A 19,472-nucleotide genomic window follows, 5' to 3' on the forward strand; every position below is an offset into this window, starting at 1 on the left:
AGACCAATGAACCAGCGTGATGACGAAACGACCGAACCTTCTGGAAAGGAACTATCGCCCGCCGAATTGGTGGCGATGGATGCTTGGTTGGAGGAAATATTAGCCCAGGAGGCACCACCTGAGCTAACCAGTCGTATCCTTGATCAATATCACAAGGAATCCATCGTAACGGTCAAACGCAGTCCCCGACCAACGGCTTCACGAGCGTCAAAGAACGCTGGTGCCGATCATCGGCGATGGTGGATTGGGTTGATCGCTGTGGCAGCTTCGTTAGTCCTGATGGTGGCTGCATGGCAGTTCCGAAATCCTGGTGCCGCGAAGAACGCAACAAACAGCACTGGTGATGGCAACGCATTAATCGTTGGAAAGCCGAAGAAGAAAATTGACTCGGCTATCGTTTCAAAGTCGATCAACGATCCGGTAATGCCAACCGAATCACTCGAACCGAAGAGCGTTGATGCGGCGGATCCCACTACCCCCAAACGCAAACCGCAAGGCGTGGTGTTGAAGCTGCCCGACGACGCCGAGTTGTGGAACATGAGTGATCGTTCGGCGAACGGCCAACTCGCCGATCGCGATCGTGGTGCAACAGGACCGCTCTTGGATGTGGCTCTAGTTTCCAAGCGGATTGAAAACCATCTTCATGAGTTCTGGAACGCCTCTGACACTCAGCCAACTCCTTCATCAACTCTTGCGGAATCGGCTTCAAGACTGTCGATTCAATTGGGGGTAGACGTTCCGGTTGAAGTGCTTGAAAGTCCCAGTGCGGTTCAAGCATGGATGAAAGATGACGACATCGCGCGGGCAATTGCGAATGAGTGGCTGTATGAAATTTCGGCGAGGCGATTCAAGCAACTGAGTGATCAATCGAAAGAGGTCCTCGTTAATGCCATTGGAAAGTGCATCTCGTCATCGGATCCCATCGACGAGTTAATAGCCGATTGGTTGAGTGGACGAGGCATCGGTTCGAACGAGTTTATAACGGCGCTTGGTCCTGAAGAAAGTTCGCCGAAAGATCCCGTGAGAATCGCAAATTTGGCGTCGCTGACTTTGAGCGTCGACTTGCAGTGTGCGAGATGTCACGACGCGTTGGTCGATACGAAGCCAAGCCAACAGGAATACTGGAACTTTGCTGCATTGGTTTCAGCTAGCGTATCGAGGTATCAGGATGGGCTGCTCCGAGTGAACGAGATCAAACCCAACGGTAGCGAGGCCTTGTTTTTCGAACTGCCCGATCGTCGGCAACGCGCAGCGGTACCGAGGGTGGCGAATCAGTGGCTTAACCGTTCGGACGTGCGTTCGCTACATGATCTCGCCGACGCGCTCCGTGGCTCGCAGCCTTTGGCGAGCGGAATTGTAAACTCGCTTTGGAAGCTTGTTCACGGTCGACCTTTGCGTGGTCACGTCGGACATCCAATGAGTGCACCGATGACCGAAGAACTTGCCAAGTTGGAACAAGAGCTGATTGACGATTTGATTCGCTCGAACTTCGACTTTCGACGTACGCTCGCCATGATCATGACGTCGGCGACGACCCGTCGAAGTGTGCCGGATTCGGTGCGAGATGTTTGGGCGGCTGATACATCCGATGCTCATCGCAAGGCGATTGCGTTTGCGGGAGCTTTGCCGAGCGAAAAGCCGCTCTACCTAGCTGATCGACTGGATCAATCGCTGCGTGCGATCGGAGCCAAGTTGGAATCCTCTGATCGAGAGTTGCTGGCTCAATTGGGCGACAATTCGGAATCACTGGGCAGTGGCGGAGCGGTAAACACGCTGGCTTGGGATTTTCCTGATCGTGCAGACGGGCCACCGGTCCAATGGCTCGCTTCGTTGGATGACCTAAATAGTAAAGTCGAGCACTTGTGTTATTTAGCGGGGCACACACAGGTGCCGGCGGTTGTTGATCGATGTGTTTCTGCAATGCAGGACGCCAAGCTTAATGATGCTACGCTTCTGCATCGGGTTTGGTGGATGCTGCAGTAGCTCAAGCGGCTATCCAATACGACCACGATAATCGTCACTTTCGGTAGACCTTGTCATGGCATTTGGCGAACTCGCACCAACGCGTCGCAAGTCGATGCGTTGACCATGTCTTTTGTGATGCATGTTTGTGTATCCGGTGCAATCGTCACGTTGCGTCGGAAACCTAAACCGACTTGGGCATCACGATGAGCGTCGATTCAATAACCGATTCAAACGTCACTGACGAAATTTACGCGGCACCAGTGAGTGTCGAAGAGCTGCGACCCCAAACCGAGCATGAACGGGTCATCAGCACGATTGATCAGACGCTCGGTTTGATTGCCGAAGCTAACGATATCGCAGCGCTAAGATTGCCTGTGAAATCGTACGACATCTCGATCATCGTCCCCGTTTACAACGAGCGTGAGACGCTGCCAAAGGTATTGCAGCGAATTGAAGAAGTTATGCCGGTGGCGACTGAGATCATTGTGGTGGACGACGGCAGCACCGATGGCACCCGCGAATGGCTGAAGCAGTTACCGGAAAAAGCCGGGCTTACCGTCCTTTGTCGGCGCAAGAACCACGGCAAAGGATCGGCGGTAAGATTGGCGATCCGACACAGCCAGGGGCACGTCGTTGCGATCCAGGACGCCGATTTGGAATACGATCCAGCAGACCTGCTTCGAGTGATCTGGCCGATTCTTGATGGTGATGCCGAAGTGGTCTACGGATCGCGGTACTTGGGTGAAAGTGGCGACGGATCGTTCACGCATCGACTTGGAAATTGGGCGCTGACCACGGCATCCAATCTGCTGACCGGCTTGCGACTGACAGACATGGAAACTTGTCACAAAGCGTTTGACGGTGATTTGCTTCGATCGATCAGCTTGCGTGAATGTCGATTCGGATTTGAGCCTGAAATTACCGCTAAGATTGCGGCTCGGGATTCCATCATTTTGGAAGTTCCAACCGGGTACGACAGCCGTGGCTACGATGAAGGCAAGAAGATTGGCTGGCGTGACGCTGTTTCAGCACTCGGCTGTATCTGGCGTTACCGTCGCGGTGAATAAAAAAGGCCGGCGACCTCGATGAGATCGCCGACCTTGTTTCATTTTCGTTCGTGCCTGCTTCAGTGAGGCAAGTCGCGGCGATACTTAGGCCGCTCGCTTGGTGGCATCCTAACGTCGTGCTCTTCTTGGTAACGTCGACGTTCAACTGCATCGGCGTAATAGCGAAGCCACGTGTCGGTGTCTTCGAAGCAACGCCACTCGAGGAACTTTCCGGGGATCTCAACCTTCTTTTCGCAGCATGGCAAGATGTCGCGATAGATGATTTTGTAGAGTTCACGATTGGAAAGGTGGTCGGTGAATCGAAGCACTACCTTTTGGGAGTACAGCTTCTCGATGGTCGCCGACAACAGTTCGTTTAGCGAGTCGTCATCAAGTGAATCCGGTGGGGGTAGCTCCAAGACGGGAGTGAACCAGCTTGCGATCGGTAATGCGGGAGCCCGTTCCCAGGCCAACATCGAGGCCAAGTATTCGTTCTCGGTACGAAGGTTCATTCGTCCCGTAGAGGTGTCGATTGACTCGTCGCGGTACGGCTCAAGCTCGTCGCGCAAGCGGGCATTGGCCAACAGCAAGTCGACTTCGTCGATCGTAGGTTGACTTGTCTCGCTCATATCCATCGGTGATTCGCCTCGGTCGGCTTTGGAGGGTCCTGGGTTGGTGGCGGGCAAACGGAACGCCCGCGGCTGAATTAGCCTTCAACCACCATGCATCCGATCCTATCCGTCGCCCGATTTCACTCAACGGACAATTGAGCCAAATTAGGCCTTTGCCGAGAAATTTGGCGACCTCAGCATCCCCTGATCGTTACGAGCGGAACCTTTTATCAGGATTTGCGCCGATGCTGGCTTTGCGTGTTTCCCGCCTAGCCGTTTTGAGGGGTCAAAGGTGCCAGGAACTGGGCTCCGCCAAGCACCAAGCACTCGTCGAATGATCCGCTGAGCCGAGTCCATTGCTCGATGGACTCAATCACGCCAAAACCCGTGTTTTCCACCACTTCGGCGTCCAATTTACTGCGGAGCATCAGTCGGTAATCAGCCGCGATTTGCGCCAGCGTTTCTCTAGGAGCCTGCATCAGATCGAGCTTCGGGAACTCTTCGTCGTCGGCCGTCACCAGTCCGGTTACCTCATCGCGTTGCCCGATGGTGCCATTCGTTGAACGATCGTTGGAGTCTTCGTCGAGATTGTTTTCGGGATCGTCGTCGAGGTCATCGTTCAGGTCATCGTTCAGGTCATCGTCCAGGTCATCATCGAGGTCATCGTCCGAGCGAGCCATGACTGGATCAATGCCGTGGTCGATCGACGTCCACAAGACAATGGTTGCGTCGGGGTTGGCGTGGATGGATGCTGCCTTCGCAGCACGAGCCGCATTGGCCCAGGTTTGGTTGTCATCTCCAGTCAAGCCAACAAGCACCAAGTCCGACGTCTCAGGTTCATTGGTGGGAATCATCGATTGCAAATGCCGGTCGATCGTAAAAGCCGTGCCGCAAAGCAACCCTTGAAGGTCTCCGTCGTCCGTTGGTATCGCAACAAGCATCATCTGCACACCCAGCAACCATGACGCAGGAGGGTCTTTTTCGTCGCTTGCCGATTCTCGGCGCGCGACAGTGCGTTTCATCGCTCGTTTTCGCGAAGCCGAATCTACCAACATGGGATAGATGCCAGTCGCATCAAACGAGTCCTCGGACGAACCCAGGTGACAGGCAGCAATAGGAATCACCAAATCAGCGTCGACAAGCAAACGATTCAAGTAAACGGGGTGACCACCCTCGTCGGCGGCTAGGTAGCGTACGTCGCGACGACTGGCTCCCTGGTGGCGAACGACTTTGCTTGTGGGACCGATCTCCGCTGCGATCTTTTCCGCTTGCGCATCAGAGGCCTCGTCCCAAAGCACGACGTCAACGCGTCCTGCTTCCGTCTCGCTAATCGCTCGCATGACTCCGGCAACGACTTCAACAATGCGGGGCACATTCGGGTCGATCGCCAGCACCACATGATCGCCCGGAACAACGGCATCCGTGAGTGAGGGGAAGTCAATCGGCGAAAGCAACGACGAATATGCAGCCGTCTCTACGTCTTCATTTCGGGACGCATCAAACGGTGAGACATGCACGATGGACGCAGACGCAGTGCTTGAGATTGCGGCATCAAAGGTATTAGATTCGGGCATCCGTTCAGGGCGTTTCGTAAGTAGGAAGGTCTTGGGCGAGAAAACAGTATTGCGTTCCAACCTCGAATCGCCGAGCCCCTTACGAGGGCAGTCGTCTCTTATATCGCCATGTCACCGTCGCGAGAACGCCAAGGCACAACGCAACCGTCGTGGAGGGCTCCGGAACACCGACAGCCAACGACATGATTTGGTTGCTGTTTAGCGCTTGATCGTACAACCGGACGTCGTCGATCAAGCCATTAACCTCTCGTACCGATCCGGACGAGTTTCCGCCATAAGAGGCCCCGATTCGCAATTCGCGACCAGACGCCATGGGAGTACCAGTGAGCGTCGACGAATCTTCGAAGGATCCATCGATATAAATGCTGAGGGTGTTGCCATCTAAAACCCCAGCGACATGGTGGAATTGGTCGTCATCAATAACAGTGGTTGATCCCACACCGAAAAAGCTACTACCGTTGCCATACACAAACGCGATGGTTCCGCCGGGGTCAGTTTGCAGAGCCCATCCCGCGAAATCACCAAATCCGTGGCTGCTATCGACCACCAGTCTTTGGCTTTGTCCGGTGTCGCCCATTTTGACAAACGCGGCGATGGTGATGGTTGACGGTTCTAAAGTCAAAGCATTAGGGATGGAAACGTAGTCGTTGTTGCCGTCAAACAGAAACGCATCACCGATCACTCCCGTCGCAAACGTGGTGTCATCATGCAAAGTTCCGTGGTGACCGTTTCCCGACGCATCGTTGGCAGTTCCGTCGCCGGTCCAGTGGGCAACCAAAGCGGCTTGGCAGGTCGGTGACATTGCCCCCCAGCAAAACAGAACGGCCCCCAAGCATGCCCAAATTTGTGTCGTCTTCATCACCGGTGTCACCTTGATTCTTGAGTTTGATATCAATTGCGAAGGCCCCTCCGTAGGTTGAGACTAAACGTTCATTGGGGTGGGGTCAAATCTTTATCGAGAATCTCACGCGAACCATGTACCGATGTTCATATCGTGCGAGAGCGGTGCGACGAGTCGAGCGGCCATCACCGAGATGAATCTTTCGCTCGCGGGGGACGGATCGTTACGATGCCTCGCATGAACCTCAACCGACGACACTTTTGTATCGCTACTTCCGCACTCGCCGTTGCCGGTTGCGGACCCTCAGTAACACCGGAAACTCCGGTAACATCCGAGACACCGGGAACGCCAAGACTTTCCGGTGAAGTAACTACGGCTTCCTACCGCGTCGGTGACGCCGAGGAGTTTCTGCAGGCAGTCTTTTTTCGGTACCGGGGCGCGACGTCGTACCACGATCGCGGACGCGTTCGATTGACTCAGGTTCAAGATCGCAAACCGGTAACACGAACCGCACCGATGCGAATTTGGCTGGATCGAAGCGAGTTGGACTTAGCGGTTTACGATGTGCGGATCGCGGTTGAAAGTTCTCGAGTGATGGCATGGATCATTGACGAGTCGACCCAGGACTTCGATTCGCAGGTTTTCCTTGGCACCAGTAAGGCTGAACGTCCGCAACTCAGCCAAGCTTTGGCGGATCCTATCCTGGCCGAACGAATTAGTGCGGGGCTAGCCGGGCCTCCGCCTCAGGTCGAATGGTTATTCGCGGCCGAGCCAATGAAGTCGTTATTTGATTCACCCTATCAGTTCCGTTTCTTAAATGACAAAACGGTTCAACGTCGTTTGTGCCGATGTGTCGAAGTGTCCGATGGTCGTGATTCTTACCGATTTTGGGTCGATCCCAGGGCTTCGTTGATTCGTGAAGTTAATTTGCCACCGATCGTGGTGCCTGATCCGCAAACGGGGCAACCTCAATCACTTTCGATAGCGATTGAACTCGTAGACGCGTCCTTTGATCGACCGACTCAACGCGAGCCTCGCGACTCGTTCCCCAAGACTCCTCGGTACGTAAGTGAATTCGTCCCGCTTCCTCCGCCATCACCACCTCAATCATGGGGACGACCGGCTCCACGGTTCGATGTCACCGACTCGCGGGGGCAATTCCGGTTGTCCTGGCGGGGCCATGATCGCGATGTTGCGATCGTGATGCGATTCGATGGTGACTCTGCGTCGATGAGTTCATTGGCAATGCTTGATCATTGGATCAAACAATCGCCTCAATCATTCCGCGAGCGAATTCGTGTATTGGTGGCGGTAAGCCAAGATGCGAGGCTGCCCGATGGTGTCAATCTTCCGTGGGCAATTGATTCGCGCGGTGAGATCGCCGGTGCGCTGGGGATTTCTAGCGGTGCCATCGCCATGATCGATCGGACGGGAACATTGGCTTGGACCGAACCGATGATCGGGCCGGGAAATATTGCGGCTGTATCCGCCGTCGCCACTGATGTGGCAGACGGCGTTGACGTGCCTAAACGTTTGCGAGAACAGTGGGAACAAGAAGTCGCTCGGTATCGCAAGGCCGTTCTCAAGCGAGCAGTTCGCTAATCGCCGCTCGCTAGTCGTTGCTCACTAAACGCTGCTCGCTAAACACTGCTCGCGAACTGTTATTCGTCGCTTGGAACAAACAGCAGTCGTTGGTTTCCACGCCGGACAATCATGCGAACGGCACGGCCCAAACGCGAGGCTTCACTGGCGATTGCCCCAAACTGCTCGGGCGACTTCATCGGTACTCCAGCAACGGACTCAATCACGTCGCCCACTTGCAGTTCCATTCGATCAGCGACGCCTCCATCGTCAATGCTCGTCACGATCAATCCGCTGCTGAGTCCTTCGTAGCCAAATTGGGCTGCCGTTTCGGGGGTTACGGGAACAAGCCTTGCTCCGAACGAGGTTTCCCGATTCGGCAAGAACATAGCCATGGCTTCGTCGGTTCGTTCCTTCAACTGGACCTCCACTTGCGACATCACGCCATTGCGATTGACGTCCATCTTGATGGTGGAGCCCGGTCGACGGCTAGCAATGTAGTTGCGTAGTTGAGTTCCCCCGATCACTGGTTTGCCGTCGGTGCTGACCACCACGTCGCCGGGTTGAAGGCCCGCCAAAGCTGCTGGTTGTCCCTCGAGCACGCCGCCGATTAGGCCGCCACGTTTCACCTTCAAGTCGTACTCTGAAACGGCTTTGGGTGTCACATCAACCACCGATGCGCCCAGGAAACCGCGTTTGACTTCACCAGTCTCGATGATCGAGTCGAGCACGGGCAACGCAATCGAAACTGGAATAGCAAAACCGATACCGGCGCTACCGCCGCTGCGCGACAGGATCGCGGTGTTGATACCGACAAGTTCGCCTCGCAAGTTGACCAGGGGGCCGCCTGAGTTGCCCGGATTAATAGCCGCGTCGGTCTGTAGAAAGTCTTCGAAACCATCGCCATCGTTGATGATTCGCTGCACTCGGTTCTTGCCGCTGATGATGCCAGCAGTCACGGTTTGATCGAGGCCAAAGGGACTTCCGATTGCCAGCACCCAATCACCGACTCGGATGTCGTCAGAACTACCGAAGGGGGCGGGACGCAGACCGGTTCGATCGACCTTCACTACCGCCAAGTCCGTTTGCGGATCCAATCCTACAACTTCACCGGGCAAAGTGGTCCCATCGCTCAGTTCTACTTTGACATCGTCAGCACCCTCGACCACGTGGTTGTTCGTCAGGATAAATCCATCTTGTCGAACGATCACACCGCTTCCGGTGCCTTCGGATTCGCGTTGGCGAGGTCGTCGCGTACGACCAAAGAAGTCTTCAAAGCTCGGTTGGACTTGTTGCACCGACTTCGTCGTTATCGCGACAACACTTGGACGCATGGATTCGGCCACTTGGCGAAACGCGTTCGACAATGCATCAGCGGCGATAAGGCTTCCCGGAGCAACATTCGCTGTGCCTCCACCTGCTTGTGCAGCAGTGCGGTTGGGAAAGGCATCTTGAGCGAGTGTGAGATTGTCGCTGAAAATTTGGCTTGCCAGCAGTAGCGTGACCATGATTTGAGGCATCAGCACTCGGATCAATGACGCCGGGGTAGCTGGTAACACATGGCTATTGAGTGACGCCGGGGTAACCGTGACTTGGGTAAATGGGGATCGCATTTTACTCATCTCTCGTTGTCCTATCGTCGGGTTGGGCAAATCATCCTTACGAGCGGGACCGTAGGGTTGTCCGCTCGCTGCACTGCCGCGATCAACGGCAGTGCGTATTTTAGAGTAACTGTCGATCGGGGCGATGGGAGATATGGCAAATCCGACGGGTCGATGAGTTTCACACGGATTTGACGTTCCCTGAAACGCGTTCTATCTGCTATTTCAGGGTTGATCCGTCACTTAGCAACTATCTCATTCAATATTCTTGAGCGACCTATGCGTTTTCTTTTGGCTTGGACCATCGGCCTGACGATGTATGCCATCCGTTTGACGTGCCGCCATCGAACTCACAATGACCAGCGGGCTGACCTGCTAGCTTCTGGGAAGACTTACATCTACGCCCAATTGCATGCTCATCAAATCGGTGCCGGCATGTTTGGTGAACCCGGTACTGTCGCCATGGTTTCTCGATCTGCTGACGCGAGCATGGTTGTCCCCATGCTCAAGCTATTCCGAAAGATCGTTGTCCGAGGCAGCAGCGGAAAGGCTACCAAGGGCGGTGCATCAGCGCTTCAGCAACTCATTCGTAAGGTCAAAGACGGCCATCAAGCGGTGATTGCCGTGGATGGTCCGCGGGGTCCACGGGGAAGCGTTCAAAAGGGAATCGGTTTGCTCGCCAAGAAAACGGGAATGCCAATTGTTCCGGTTGTGGTGGTACCAACCCGTCGTTGGATCTTCGCAAAAACTTGGGATCGGTTGCAGATTCCTCAGCCGTTTTGCCGGATCGACTTCTACTTCGGCGATCCCGTATTTGCGAACGAGGAAACGGACCTGCACCAGCTCGCCGAAGACCTTCAGGCCACGTTGCATGATCTCGAATCAGAACACGATCCTTCGGAAAGAGCTCCGCGAGAAGCCGAGTCAGTGTCGTCTGAGCCAGTTTTGCGAGCAGCGTAGTGTTACGCGGTCCACGGGGTGGCGTTGCGGTGTGCGGCGTTTCATCGTCGCGGCACTGTGTGATCGCCGAATAGTTCGCTTGCTGCGGGGGGACTGCCTGCTCACTTACTTTCCTCAATTCGTCCAGTCGGTCATTGACACTCGCGTAGGGTGTTCGACGATAAGGGGATGAATAAGCCCGCCACGTCAGATCGTCCACCCATTGAGCTCCTTGCACCCGCCGGGGACTGGGAATGTGTGTCGGCGGCAATCGAGAACGGGGCCGATGCGATCTACTTTGGATTGGATTGCGGCTTCAACGCACGGTTTCGTGCCCAGAACTTTGGCGTGCGAGATCTGCCTCGCCTTACCGAGACCTTGCGATCGCGAGGCGTGCGGGGCTATGTGACGATGAACACGCTTGTGTTCCCCTCTGAGATGCCGTCGCTAGTCGATACCATCGCGGCGGTTGCCGAGGCTGGCATTGATGCCGTTCTCGTGCAAGATTTCGGAGTCGCCCGGATTGTTCGTGAAGTTTGTCCGCAACTAGAAATTCACGCTTCAACTCAGATGAGTTTAACCAGCGCCGAAACCATTGAGGTTGCTAAGCAGCTTGGCATCACTCGCGCGGTGCTGGCACGCGAATTGTCTATTGCTGAAATCCGCAAGATTGCAGCGGGCACGGATATGCCATTAGAGGTTTTCATTCATGGTGCACTTTGCGTTGCGTATTCCGGGCAATGCTTGACCAGTGAATCGCTGGGCGGACGTAGTGCCAATCGTGGTCAATGTGCGCAAGCGTGTCGCTTACCCTACGAATTGATCTGCGATGGCGAAGATGTGCCGCTCGGGGAAGTTAAGTACTTGCTCAGTCCTCAAGATCTAGCTGGCTACGCTGCTATTCCGGATCTGATCGATGCCGGCGTCGCGTCGATAAAAATCGAAGGCCGTTTGAAAACTCCTGAGTACGTCGCCAACATCACGAAGCATTATCGACAGGCGATTGAACAAGCGACACAGACCGGGTTGGTCGCCATCGCGGATCGTGATCGTCAGGAAATGGAACTCTCCTTTTCTCGAGGCTTCTCTCCGGGTTGGCTCGAAGGCAACGACCACAAACGGTTGGTCCCCGGAATCCACAACGCCAAACGAGGCATCGAGCTGGGGCGTGTCTTGCAAGTTGGCCATCAACAGATTCAGGTCAAACTTAAAGCCGACGTTCAATTGGGTGATGGCCTTGCGATTCAAACTCCCGCCGACGAAAGCGAAACCGAGAATCGTGGTCAGGGTGGTCGAGTTTATGGACTTACCGATTCGCAAGGACGCTCGCAGAAGTCGTTGTCGGCGGGAACGATCGCTTGGATTGAATTCGGCCGCGGTGCGATCGATTGGACACTTGTCGATGAACACCAAACGGTTTTCAAGAATGATGACCCACAACTCAACCGGCGGTTGCGTCACAGTTTTGAGCAAAAGTCACCGGCTCAAACTCGTCCAATTGATCTATTGGTAAAGGCTTCCGTTGGGCAACCGCTCGAAGTCACCGGAGAAGTGACGGATGGGGGAGCGAGGAACGTATCCGCTAAGGTTGTTGGTCCAGAGCCGCTGTCAGCCGCCAACAATAGACCGATTACCGAAGACGTGTTGAGAGACAAACTCGGGCGAATGGGTGGCACAGCGTTTAAGCTTGGCAAATTGACCATGGACATCGATGGTGGACCAATGGTGCCGATGGCTATGCTTAACGAGACGCGGCGTCAATTGGTTTCGTTGCTCGAAGAAAAATTGCGGCATGCACCCGTTAAGGTTGTGAATGCCGAAGCTGGACGGCGCTTGCTCGACGCCATTGAATTGCCCTCGCCCAACGAGTCAGCCACGAATCCCAAGATCGCGGTCCTGTGTCGAACGTTGGAACAGGTTCGTGCAGCGTGCGAAACGAAAGCCGACTACATCTACACCGACTTCGCCGACATTCGACGCTATGGCGATGCCGTCGAGATCGCGCATGCTAAACAGTGTCCGATCGCAATTGCGACGGTGCGGATGCAAAAGCCTGGGGAAATGGGATTGATGAAGGTGCTCACTCGGCACAACCCAGACGCGATTCTGGTTCGGAACTTAGCGGCGATTGAATATTTCCGCGATAAAGCTCCTGCGATGATCGCTGACTTTTCGCTAAACATCGCGAACCACCGGTCGGCTCAATGGTTGATGAGTTTGGGAGTAAGTCGCTTCACCGCATCGTACGATCTGAACCGCAATCAATTGATGGAACTTGTGGGCTCCATTCCGTCATCATGGTTGGAGGTGGTTATCCACCAACACATGCCAATGTTTCATATGGAGCACTGCGTTTTCTGCAGCGTTCTTTCCCCAGGGACCAATAAGACCAATTGTGGTAGGCCATGCGACGACCATGTCGTGCAACTTCGCGATCGCGTGGGGGCTGAGCACACGCTGCAAGCGGATGTGGCATGTCGCAACACACTATTCAACTCGACCCCACAAAGCGGGGCTGAAATAGTCTCGGAATTGCGAGAGAACGAAGTGGGGTGGTTCCGAATTGAACTGCTCGAAGAAGATGCAGCACAAGCCAACACAACGATATCGCTTTACCGTCGTCTGCTAAACGGAGAAATCGACGGTTCGAACGTGTGGCAACAACTCAACGCATCGAACCGAGTCGGCGTAACGAGAGGAACGCTGGAAGAAAAACGAAATCCGCTGACGATCCTGTAGTTTGTTTGGATTACACGCTGACCGGAGGCGAACTATGACCGTCTGCGGTGGGCAAAGGTATCATCGGTTGGGATTGGCGAAGCAAACGCATTCCTTCGCTTCGACTGGGGTCCGCTAGAAACCTTTTCAGCTCGTCTGGACTGAGCGGAGGTGAAAAGAGGTAACCCTGAGCTGCGTCGCAGCCCCATTGTTGCAGTCGACGCAATTGTTCGACCGATTCTACGCCTTCGGCCACAATCTTGGCGTTCAGATGATGGGCCAATCCCACAATCGCTTCAGCGATGACTGCGTGACTGTGATCCGACGCGATCGAACGTGTAAAGCTGCGATCAATCTTGACTGCTTCAATCGGAAAAGTTTGGAAGCACATCAAAGACGATTGCCCTTTACCAAAGTCATCGATTTGAATGCCAACCCCTGATGCATGCAAACTTAATAACGTTCGCCGAACTTGGTCGACATGCCGAATGTCGTGCGCTTCATTCATTTCCAATTTCAATCGGCGTCGATCCAGTTTCTTCCGCAACAAGATTTCATCAAGGCGTTCGACAAAGAACGGATCGGACAGTTGTCGAGGTGAGGTGTTGAATCCGAGGTAGAAGTCATCTTGGACCACCGATGGGGCCGTGTTTTCGATGCCGCCCAGGTCGCTCATGGCGTGTTCGAATACCCATTCGCCAACCTGTTGAATCAGTCCAATCTCTTCGATCATCGGAATGAACTCGCTCGGCGAAACGTATTCGCCGCTATCATCTCGCCAACGCAGCAGCACTTCGACACCTTGAATCTTGGCCGTGTGCAGGTTGAATATGGGTTGATAGTGCAATTCGAAACGATCGTCCTCATGGGCGCGACGCAGTTGGCTTTCTCGTTCCATTCGTCGAACGACGTCGTCGTGCATCGTTCGATCGAAGACCGCAATGCGTCCCTTGCCTGCATTTTTAGCCCGGTACATCGCAGTGTCTGCATTGCGAAGCGCCACATGTGCATCGACGATTTGATCGTTGATAAAAGCGACACCGACGCTCGTACCGACGTTGACCATTCGTTCGCACAGCGAAAACGGTTCTGAAAGACGCTTGACGATTCGGTTGGCCACCTCAATCGCGTCGCAACGTTCGTTTAGGTTTTCGAGCAGAACAACAAACTCGTCACCACCAAGGCGTACCGTTTCGTTCTCGTCATCGATCATACGAGTCGCTGTGTCATGTTCACGCACGCATTGCTGCAATCGTTTGGCAACTTGGTTGAGAAGATCGTCACCCGCTTCGTGCCCAAGCGAGTCGTTGATGATTTTGAAATTGTCGAGATCGAGGAACAGCACGGCGTCTTCGATTTTCGAGTCAGGTTTTCGCGATCGAATCAGTTTCTCGAGTTTTTCTAGCAGGTAAGAGCGATTGGGCAACGAGGTGAGCGCATCGCGGTGCGCCATCTGTTTCATTTGTTTCTCTGCGCCGCGGCGACGTTGAATCTCGCGACCAAGGTCTTCCACCTTTTGCCGCTGGATTTTTGCCATGCGAGATTTCTCGCGAAGGGCAAATGCCAACTGCCGAGCTTCATCGGACTCAAATGGCTTTTTCAACAGCAGTAGCCGATCAGTGCATCCAAGGCGTTCCAGGACTTCGTTCCAACTGTGATCGCTGTACGCGGTGCAGATCACAATTTGCAAATCGGGATCGACCGTCCAAAGTGCTTCTGCGGTTTCGATTCCGTCCATTCCCGATGGCATTCGCATGTCGACAAACGCGACTGAGAATCCATTCTCTTGGTCAATTGCTCGTTGAGCTTGTTCCACGGCATCCGCACCACAGGACACGTGCGTCAACTTGTATCGACTTAGCTTTGAATTGAGTTCGAATTCGCTCGTTTGCCGCCCACCGAGAAAACGGTTTTCAAAATCGTTCAGCGCATGATCTTCACGAACAGTCTGACCAAATATTCGGTCAAAGGTGTCATGGATTTCTTGTTGGTCGTCAACGATCAAGATTTGGCTATCGTTCATCTCATTCATGGTTTTTATTCTCCGCCCGCATCCGTTGATGTCTCGCAAAGTACTGTGCGTCGAGCTTTATTGAGGGACTGCTCCATTGGCAGTCGAATGGTGATGGTCGAGCCTTGCCCCAGACCGTTACTTGATGCTGCGATGGTTCCCCCGCAGCGTTTGAGCGCAAGCGCACAGAAATGCAGACCTAAACCAGATCCCGATTCTCGAGTGGTAAAGTGTGCGTCAAAGACATGGCCGAGTGTCTCGGCGGCCATGCCGCATCCGCTGTCTTGAAAATTAACCACCACCGAATTGCCTTCGGCGTGCAATTTCACAACGATTTGTTGCGGATTGTCACTGGATGTTTTGATGGCTTGCCGGGCGTTGGTGATAACATTGATCATCGTTTGCAGCACCAGCGAGCGATCAGTTCGCGTGACGAACGTGTGTTGATGGTCCGTGACACGGCGAACGCGAATTCGATCTTCGGTCAAATTGGCTTGGCAGCACGAAATCGCTTCGTCGATTAACTCGTTTATATCGACGCGGTGGAGTGAAACGCGCTGCGATGCATGCTTGTGCTGATCACGAATCACGCTGTCAATATGACGCACATTGTCGTCTAGTGTTTCAAGAAGTTCCGAAAGATCGCGTTGATCGGATTCCAGTTGGGTTGCAAGTCCCTGCAGATAACTAGGTGTGGCGGCCAGCAGGTCGTGTTTATCGGTTCCTTGTTCAAGCTGCTTGGCAAGTTGGTGCAGCGGAGCGACACGAAGTTTTTCGACTCGTTTGTTGGCTGTGTCGATGAGGCTATTCACGTTCGTCAGTACATTGCCAACGTTGTGAATTACCGTTGCTGCTACTTCGCTGCGGCCGTTGGCTTCGGAGGCGTCGGCCAGCTTTCGTTGCGCTTCCTTCAATCGTTCACGCATGTCGTGGAACGTTTTTGCCAGATCCGCAATTTCGTCGTTGCCTGCGATCGGACGGGCCTGTTCGCCGTGGTTATTGCCTTGGAATGCGGCGATTTGATGTTTGAGGTCGGCAAGGGGTTGAACGACGATGCGGTGCAGCAACAACCACAAAACCATCAAGGCCGAGACACTGAAAAGCAGGAATGAGCGACGCTCAATCGCCTCCATTTCACTCGAAAACGAAGCCCGCTGAACGACTTCATTGATTCCCAGGAAGATCAGAAAGACGATGGCCAGCGACAATACCATTTTACTGCGAATCGAATTGTTGATAGCGCAGCAGTCACCGTTGAGATTCTCGGAGGACTCGGACGACGAAAGCTGTGAATCGGGAACCATGAAGGCTCTTTCTCGATGTTAGGGCAGACAATCAGTTGTCAAACCCTAGGTTTGCCGGTAATCGGCGGCTGCAATCGTCGTGATATGTGTACCGGTCTGCACTGATCTCATGCCGCGTTTGCGGGTTAAACCGGTTGAAGCGGTTCTTGCGAAGTCAGAAGTCGTCGTTTGACGAGACGGCGTCACTACTTGGCAACACTTTGGTAGTAGCGACGTGCGGCTGGATGAAAGGCGAGTCCCTGCCACTCAGCCGCCCTTCGGCGAGGAATTAGGTCGCTGCGGGGTGGTGGATCAGCGTACAAAGCTTCCAGCATCGCAGTCACGAGATCCGCGGGGGCATCGTCACGGACGGTCAAGAATGCGGTGGTCCCAACGGTTGCAATCGTGTCGACGCCGCCCGGTAACGTCAACGCGGAATAGTCACCCGAGGGAATGGACATTGGTCGAAGTGTGGGGTGTTGCAACGCGATTTCAACACCACTTTCGATTGGCAGCAATCGCCATTTGCCGCTGGCAAGCAAACGCGCAACCAAAGAACTTTGCCGCCCCATACAGATCATCGCGGCATCCGGGGGATCGTCAGCAAAGAGTTGTTCCCAGTCCATCGTTTGGCATTGCACTTGGGACTCGTTCAGGTTCAACGAATCAAGTACCAATTCGGCTGTTGCTCGCGAACCACTGCCCGCCGGTCCGACCGCAACACGATGACCTCGAAAGTCGTCAATCGTTTGGATCGATGCATCAACTTGCACCAATACATGCAGCACTTCATAGAACAGTGGCGCAACGACCATCAAATGGTCACCACTAATAGCGGTCGCTTGCAACGGCGCGAGGTCAATTTGCCCTGAAAGCAATTGTTGGTGGTTGTCGAGCGAACCTTCGGAAACCGTCACGCTTGTTTTGACGGAATGTTTTTCTGATAACCGTCTGGCCAACTCATTAGACAGCTCGGTGTAGATCCCTCCTTCGAGACCTCCTGCAAGTCGCACCAAGGCTGGCATTCGATCGTGATAGCTGCGAATCGTTGTCATCGCAGCGATGGTGAAGATCGGAACCAGCAGCATGATTAACAGCATTGCTGCCTGAAATCGTCGATGAGACTGCGACGAATGCAAGACTCGTCTGCCTGTTAACGCACCCACCAAGGGCACGCCTTCGATCCAATGCCAAGTCTTCATCGCTACCGATCGAGGACGAGCTTCAATCGGTCGGTCTTCAAGGAAAGCGTCCAGTTCGTCAGCAAGTTTGGCGGCGGATAGGTAACGTTTGTTTGGTTTCTTTTCAAGGCATTTTGCAACGATCGTTTCCAAGTCCACAGGTGTATCGCTACGGATCGAACGCAGACCCGGAGCGGGTTCGTGGGCGACTTTGGTAAGCGTCTGCATTACCGTTTCGCCAACCAACGGAGGGCGGCCCGCCAAGGCTGCGAACAAAACGGCACCGAGCGAATACACGTCGGTTTGGCAGGTCGCTCGATCACTTTGGCCAATGGCCTGTTCGGGGGCCATGTAGTGTGGCGTCCCCACAGCATCACCGCTGGCGGTCACACTGCTGTCGCAGTCCAGGTGTTTGGCCAATCCAAAATCCGTGACATGAATTTGGTCGTCGTTGTCAATCAAGACATTGGCGGGTTTCAAGTCGCGATGCAGCACGCCTTTCTCGTGAGCATGATGAATCGCCCGAGCGACATCGCGAACATAGGTTGCCGCTTGAATCGGATCGAGTTGCTGAGCGTTGATCTTGCGTTGCAAATCCGTTCCACGAACGTATTCCATGGAAAAGAAGTGATGTCCGGCTCGCTGCCCAAATTGAAAGACCGATACAATTCCCGGATGATGCAATCTCGCGGCCGCCTGTGCTTCGGTATAGAACCGCTTGACTTCCGCTTCGCTTGCCAACATACCACTGCGAATCATCTTGACCGCGACCTCGCGGTCAAGTTCGTTTTGGAACGCTCGGTAAACTACGCCCATCCCGCCTCGGCCGATCACGTCTAAAAGCAGGTAGTCACCGAGGTCGTAGGGAAGCGTTGGGCCGGGGTCTCCTTTGGCACGGTTGGCCATCGGTAGAGTGACGGCGGGATCCTCGTTTTGTTCTTCGTGTGCACCGGGAACGTTCAGCCCAATGGTTTCAGCGCTGGGGTCGTGCGACCTAGGTGCATCGTGCGATAGAACGTTGCTGCTTTGCGAGATAAAGAAGGGAGCGTCCGATGGTGAAAAGCTAACGGGGACATCGTTGACGTCGATGTTCAGCGACACGCTTTTCGCGCGGCCGAACATATCCGCGGCATCCATCAATTCTTTCAGCTCGGACGCGATTTCTGGAAATTGAGCGAGGAACTCCTCGCGGGTGCTGAACTCCCCACTATCGCACGACTTTAGATAGGCAGCGAATGCACGATCGACGGCTTGATCGTCTTTCAAACCGTCGTCATTAACATTTGGGTTTGCATCGTCTGCCATGAAAATCTATCCCTCGCTTACGCCCAAGGGCTATTGTCAACGTCCATAATCGTACGCAGTTTTTGCAAGCCTCGCTTCAGCAAACCGGCAACTGCGGTATCGCTTTTACCCATCCGTTCGACAATTTCCGATAGCGGCAGGCCTTCCATGTAGCGAAGCCGAATCGCTTCGGCTTGGTTTTCGGGCAATTGGTGAAGTGCTTCCACCAAAGCGAGTGTCGCTTCGTCACGAATTGCCACACCGCTGGGACTGGTCGTGCTGCCAGGCAATTGAGCAATCCAAAGGTTTCCCGAAGCATCGCCTGCTGGAGCCTGAGCAACACTAACTTCGCGATTGAGCGATCGTTTCTTGGTAGAAATGTGACGAGTAACGGCGGTAGCTACGTTATTTTTGAGCATTCCTCGCAGCCAACCGGCAAACTCAGCCGGGGAATTCCCTCGAAAAGCCGGCAAATCTCGCTTAGCCTCTAAGTACGTTAGTTGAACAATGTCCGCTGGGTCGACTCGCTGGCGTAATCGCTCTGATAAATAGCGATGAGCGAGCATCAGCAAGTACCCACGATATTGTTCGAGTAACTCACCAAACGCATCGTTGTCGCCCTCTTTCGAGGCTAACAGCAAACGGGTTGTGGACATGTCTCCACTCACGAAAAGTCCTCAATCCTGATTATCACTGGGCGTAGGATTTGTATTGAAACGTTGGTCGTTCAATTCCGAAGGATACGACTTGCCTCACGATAGGCGAATCACCAAGAATACAATTTAGTCAATTGGCGGACGCTCGGACTGTTAAACTCGTTCTGGATAGCCGCAGATT

Annotated in this window: 13 protein-coding genes; 5 read left to right on the forward strand and 8 right to left on the reverse strand. The window is 54.1% G+C overall.

All coding sequences use genetic code 11. The features are described from left to right. The first annotated feature begins 6 nt into the window (after nucleotides 1-6). Complete coding sequence (locus Pla22_RS08555) at nucleotides 7-1,983, forward strand: hypothetical protein (protein WP_146514245.1); 1,977 nt, start codon at nucleotides 7-9, stop codon at nucleotides 1,981-1,983. Between the two features lie 185 nt (nucleotides 1,984-2,168). Further along, entirely contained in the window at nucleotides 2,169-3,032 is an 864-nt protein-coding gene (locus Pla22_RS08560; protein ID WP_146514246.1) for a glycosyltransferase family 2 protein, read from the forward strand. A gap of 59 nt (nucleotides 3,033-3,091) precedes the next feature. Here the strand turns inward: Pla22_RS08560 and Pla22_RS08565 are convergent, their stop codons facing one another. The 3 genes from Pla22_RS08565 to Pla22_RS08575 all read right to left on the reverse strand — a co-directional run bounded on the left by Pla22_RS08565 (nucleotide 3,092) and on the right by Pla22_RS08575 (nucleotide 6,055). Beyond that, nucleotides 3,092-3,640, reverse strand: a complete 549-nt coding sequence (locus tag Pla22_RS08565; protein WP_146514247.1) for a hypothetical protein — start codon at nucleotides 3,638-3,640, stop codon at nucleotides 3,092-3,094. Nucleotides 3,641-3,891: 251 nt separating this feature from the next. Then, nucleotides 3,892-5,196 (reverse strand): lactate racemase domain-containing protein, encoded by a 1,305-nt coding sequence (locus Pla22_RS08570; protein WP_146514248.1) that lies wholly within the window; start codon nucleotides 5,194-5,196, stop codon nucleotides 3,892-3,894. A gap of 79 nt (nucleotides 5,197-5,275) precedes the next feature. Further along, nucleotides 5,276-6,055: a LamG domain-containing protein gene (locus tag Pla22_RS08575; RefSeq protein WP_146515321.1), complete on the reverse strand. Its 780-nt coding sequence runs from the start codon at nucleotides 6,053-6,055 to the stop codon at nucleotides 5,276-5,278. A gap of 210 nt (nucleotides 6,056-6,265) precedes the next feature. Here Pla22_RS08575 and Pla22_RS08580 point away from each other — a divergent pair, with 210 nt between their 5' ends. After that, on the forward strand, nucleotides 6,266-7,639 hold the full coding sequence (locus Pla22_RS08580) for a hypothetical protein (protein ID WP_146514249.1): 1,374 nt from the start codon (nucleotides 6,266-6,268) through the stop codon (nucleotides 7,637-7,639). A gap of 59 nt (nucleotides 7,640-7,698) precedes the next feature. On the opposite strand, the gene Pla22_RS08585 is transcribed toward Pla22_RS08580, so the two are convergent. Continuing rightward, nucleotides 7,699-9,240: a Do family serine endopeptidase gene (locus Pla22_RS08585; RefSeq protein ID WP_146514250.1), complete on the reverse strand. Its 1,542-nt coding sequence runs from the start codon at nucleotides 9,238-9,240 to the stop codon at nucleotides 7,699-7,701. A 258-nt stretch (nucleotides 9,241-9,498) separates the two neighbouring features. Here Pla22_RS08585 and Pla22_RS08590 point away from each other — a divergent pair, with 258 nt between their 5' ends. Both Pla22_RS08590 and Pla22_RS08595 read left to right on the forward strand, forming a co-directional pair. Then, nucleotides 9,499-10,179 (forward strand): lysophospholipid acyltransferase family protein, encoded by a 681-nt coding sequence (locus Pla22_RS08590; protein WP_146514251.1) that lies wholly within the window; start codon nucleotides 9,499-9,501, stop codon nucleotides 10,177-10,179. 168 nt (nucleotides 10,180-10,347) lie between these two features. Beyond that, entirely contained in the window at nucleotides 10,348-12,897 is a 2,550-nt protein-coding gene (locus Pla22_RS08595; RefSeq protein ID WP_146514252.1) for a DUF3656 domain-containing U32 family peptidase, read from the forward strand. A gap of 10 nt (nucleotides 12,898-12,907) precedes the next feature. Here the strand turns inward: Pla22_RS08595 and Pla22_RS08600 are convergent, their stop codons facing one another. The 4 genes from Pla22_RS08600 to Pla22_RS08615 all read right to left on the reverse strand — a co-directional run bounded on the left by Pla22_RS08600 (nucleotide 12,908) and on the right by Pla22_RS08615 (nucleotide 19,291). Next, nucleotides 12,908-14,908 (reverse strand): GGDEF/EAL domain-containing response regulator, encoded by a 2,001-nt coding sequence (locus Pla22_RS08600; protein ID WP_146514253.1) that lies wholly within the window; start codon nucleotides 14,906-14,908, stop codon nucleotides 12,908-12,910. A gap of 5 nt (nucleotides 14,909-14,913) precedes the next feature. Beyond that, on the reverse strand, nucleotides 14,914-16,191 hold the full coding sequence (locus Pla22_RS08605; RefSeq protein WP_146514254.1) for a sensor histidine kinase: 1,278 nt from the start codon (nucleotides 16,189-16,191) through the stop codon (nucleotides 14,914-14,916). 185 nt (nucleotides 16,192-16,376) lie between these two features. Then, nucleotides 16,377-18,656, reverse strand: a complete 2,280-nt coding sequence (locus Pla22_RS08610) for a serine/threonine-protein kinase (protein ID WP_146514255.1) — start codon at nucleotides 18,654-18,656, stop codon at nucleotides 16,377-16,379. 17 nt (nucleotides 18,657-18,673) lie between these two features. Continuing rightward, nucleotides 18,674-19,291, reverse strand: coding sequence for a sigma-70 family RNA polymerase sigma factor (locus Pla22_RS08615; RefSeq protein ID WP_146514256.1), 618 nt, complete (start codon nucleotides 19,289-19,291; stop codon nucleotides 18,674-18,676). Nucleotides 19,292-19,472 lie beyond the last annotated feature (181 nt).

It is taken from the genome of Rubripirellula amarantea (assembly GCF_007859865.1).
GTDB lineage: Bacteria > Planctomycetota > Planctomycetia > Pirellulales > Pirellulaceae > Rubripirellula > Rubripirellula amarantea.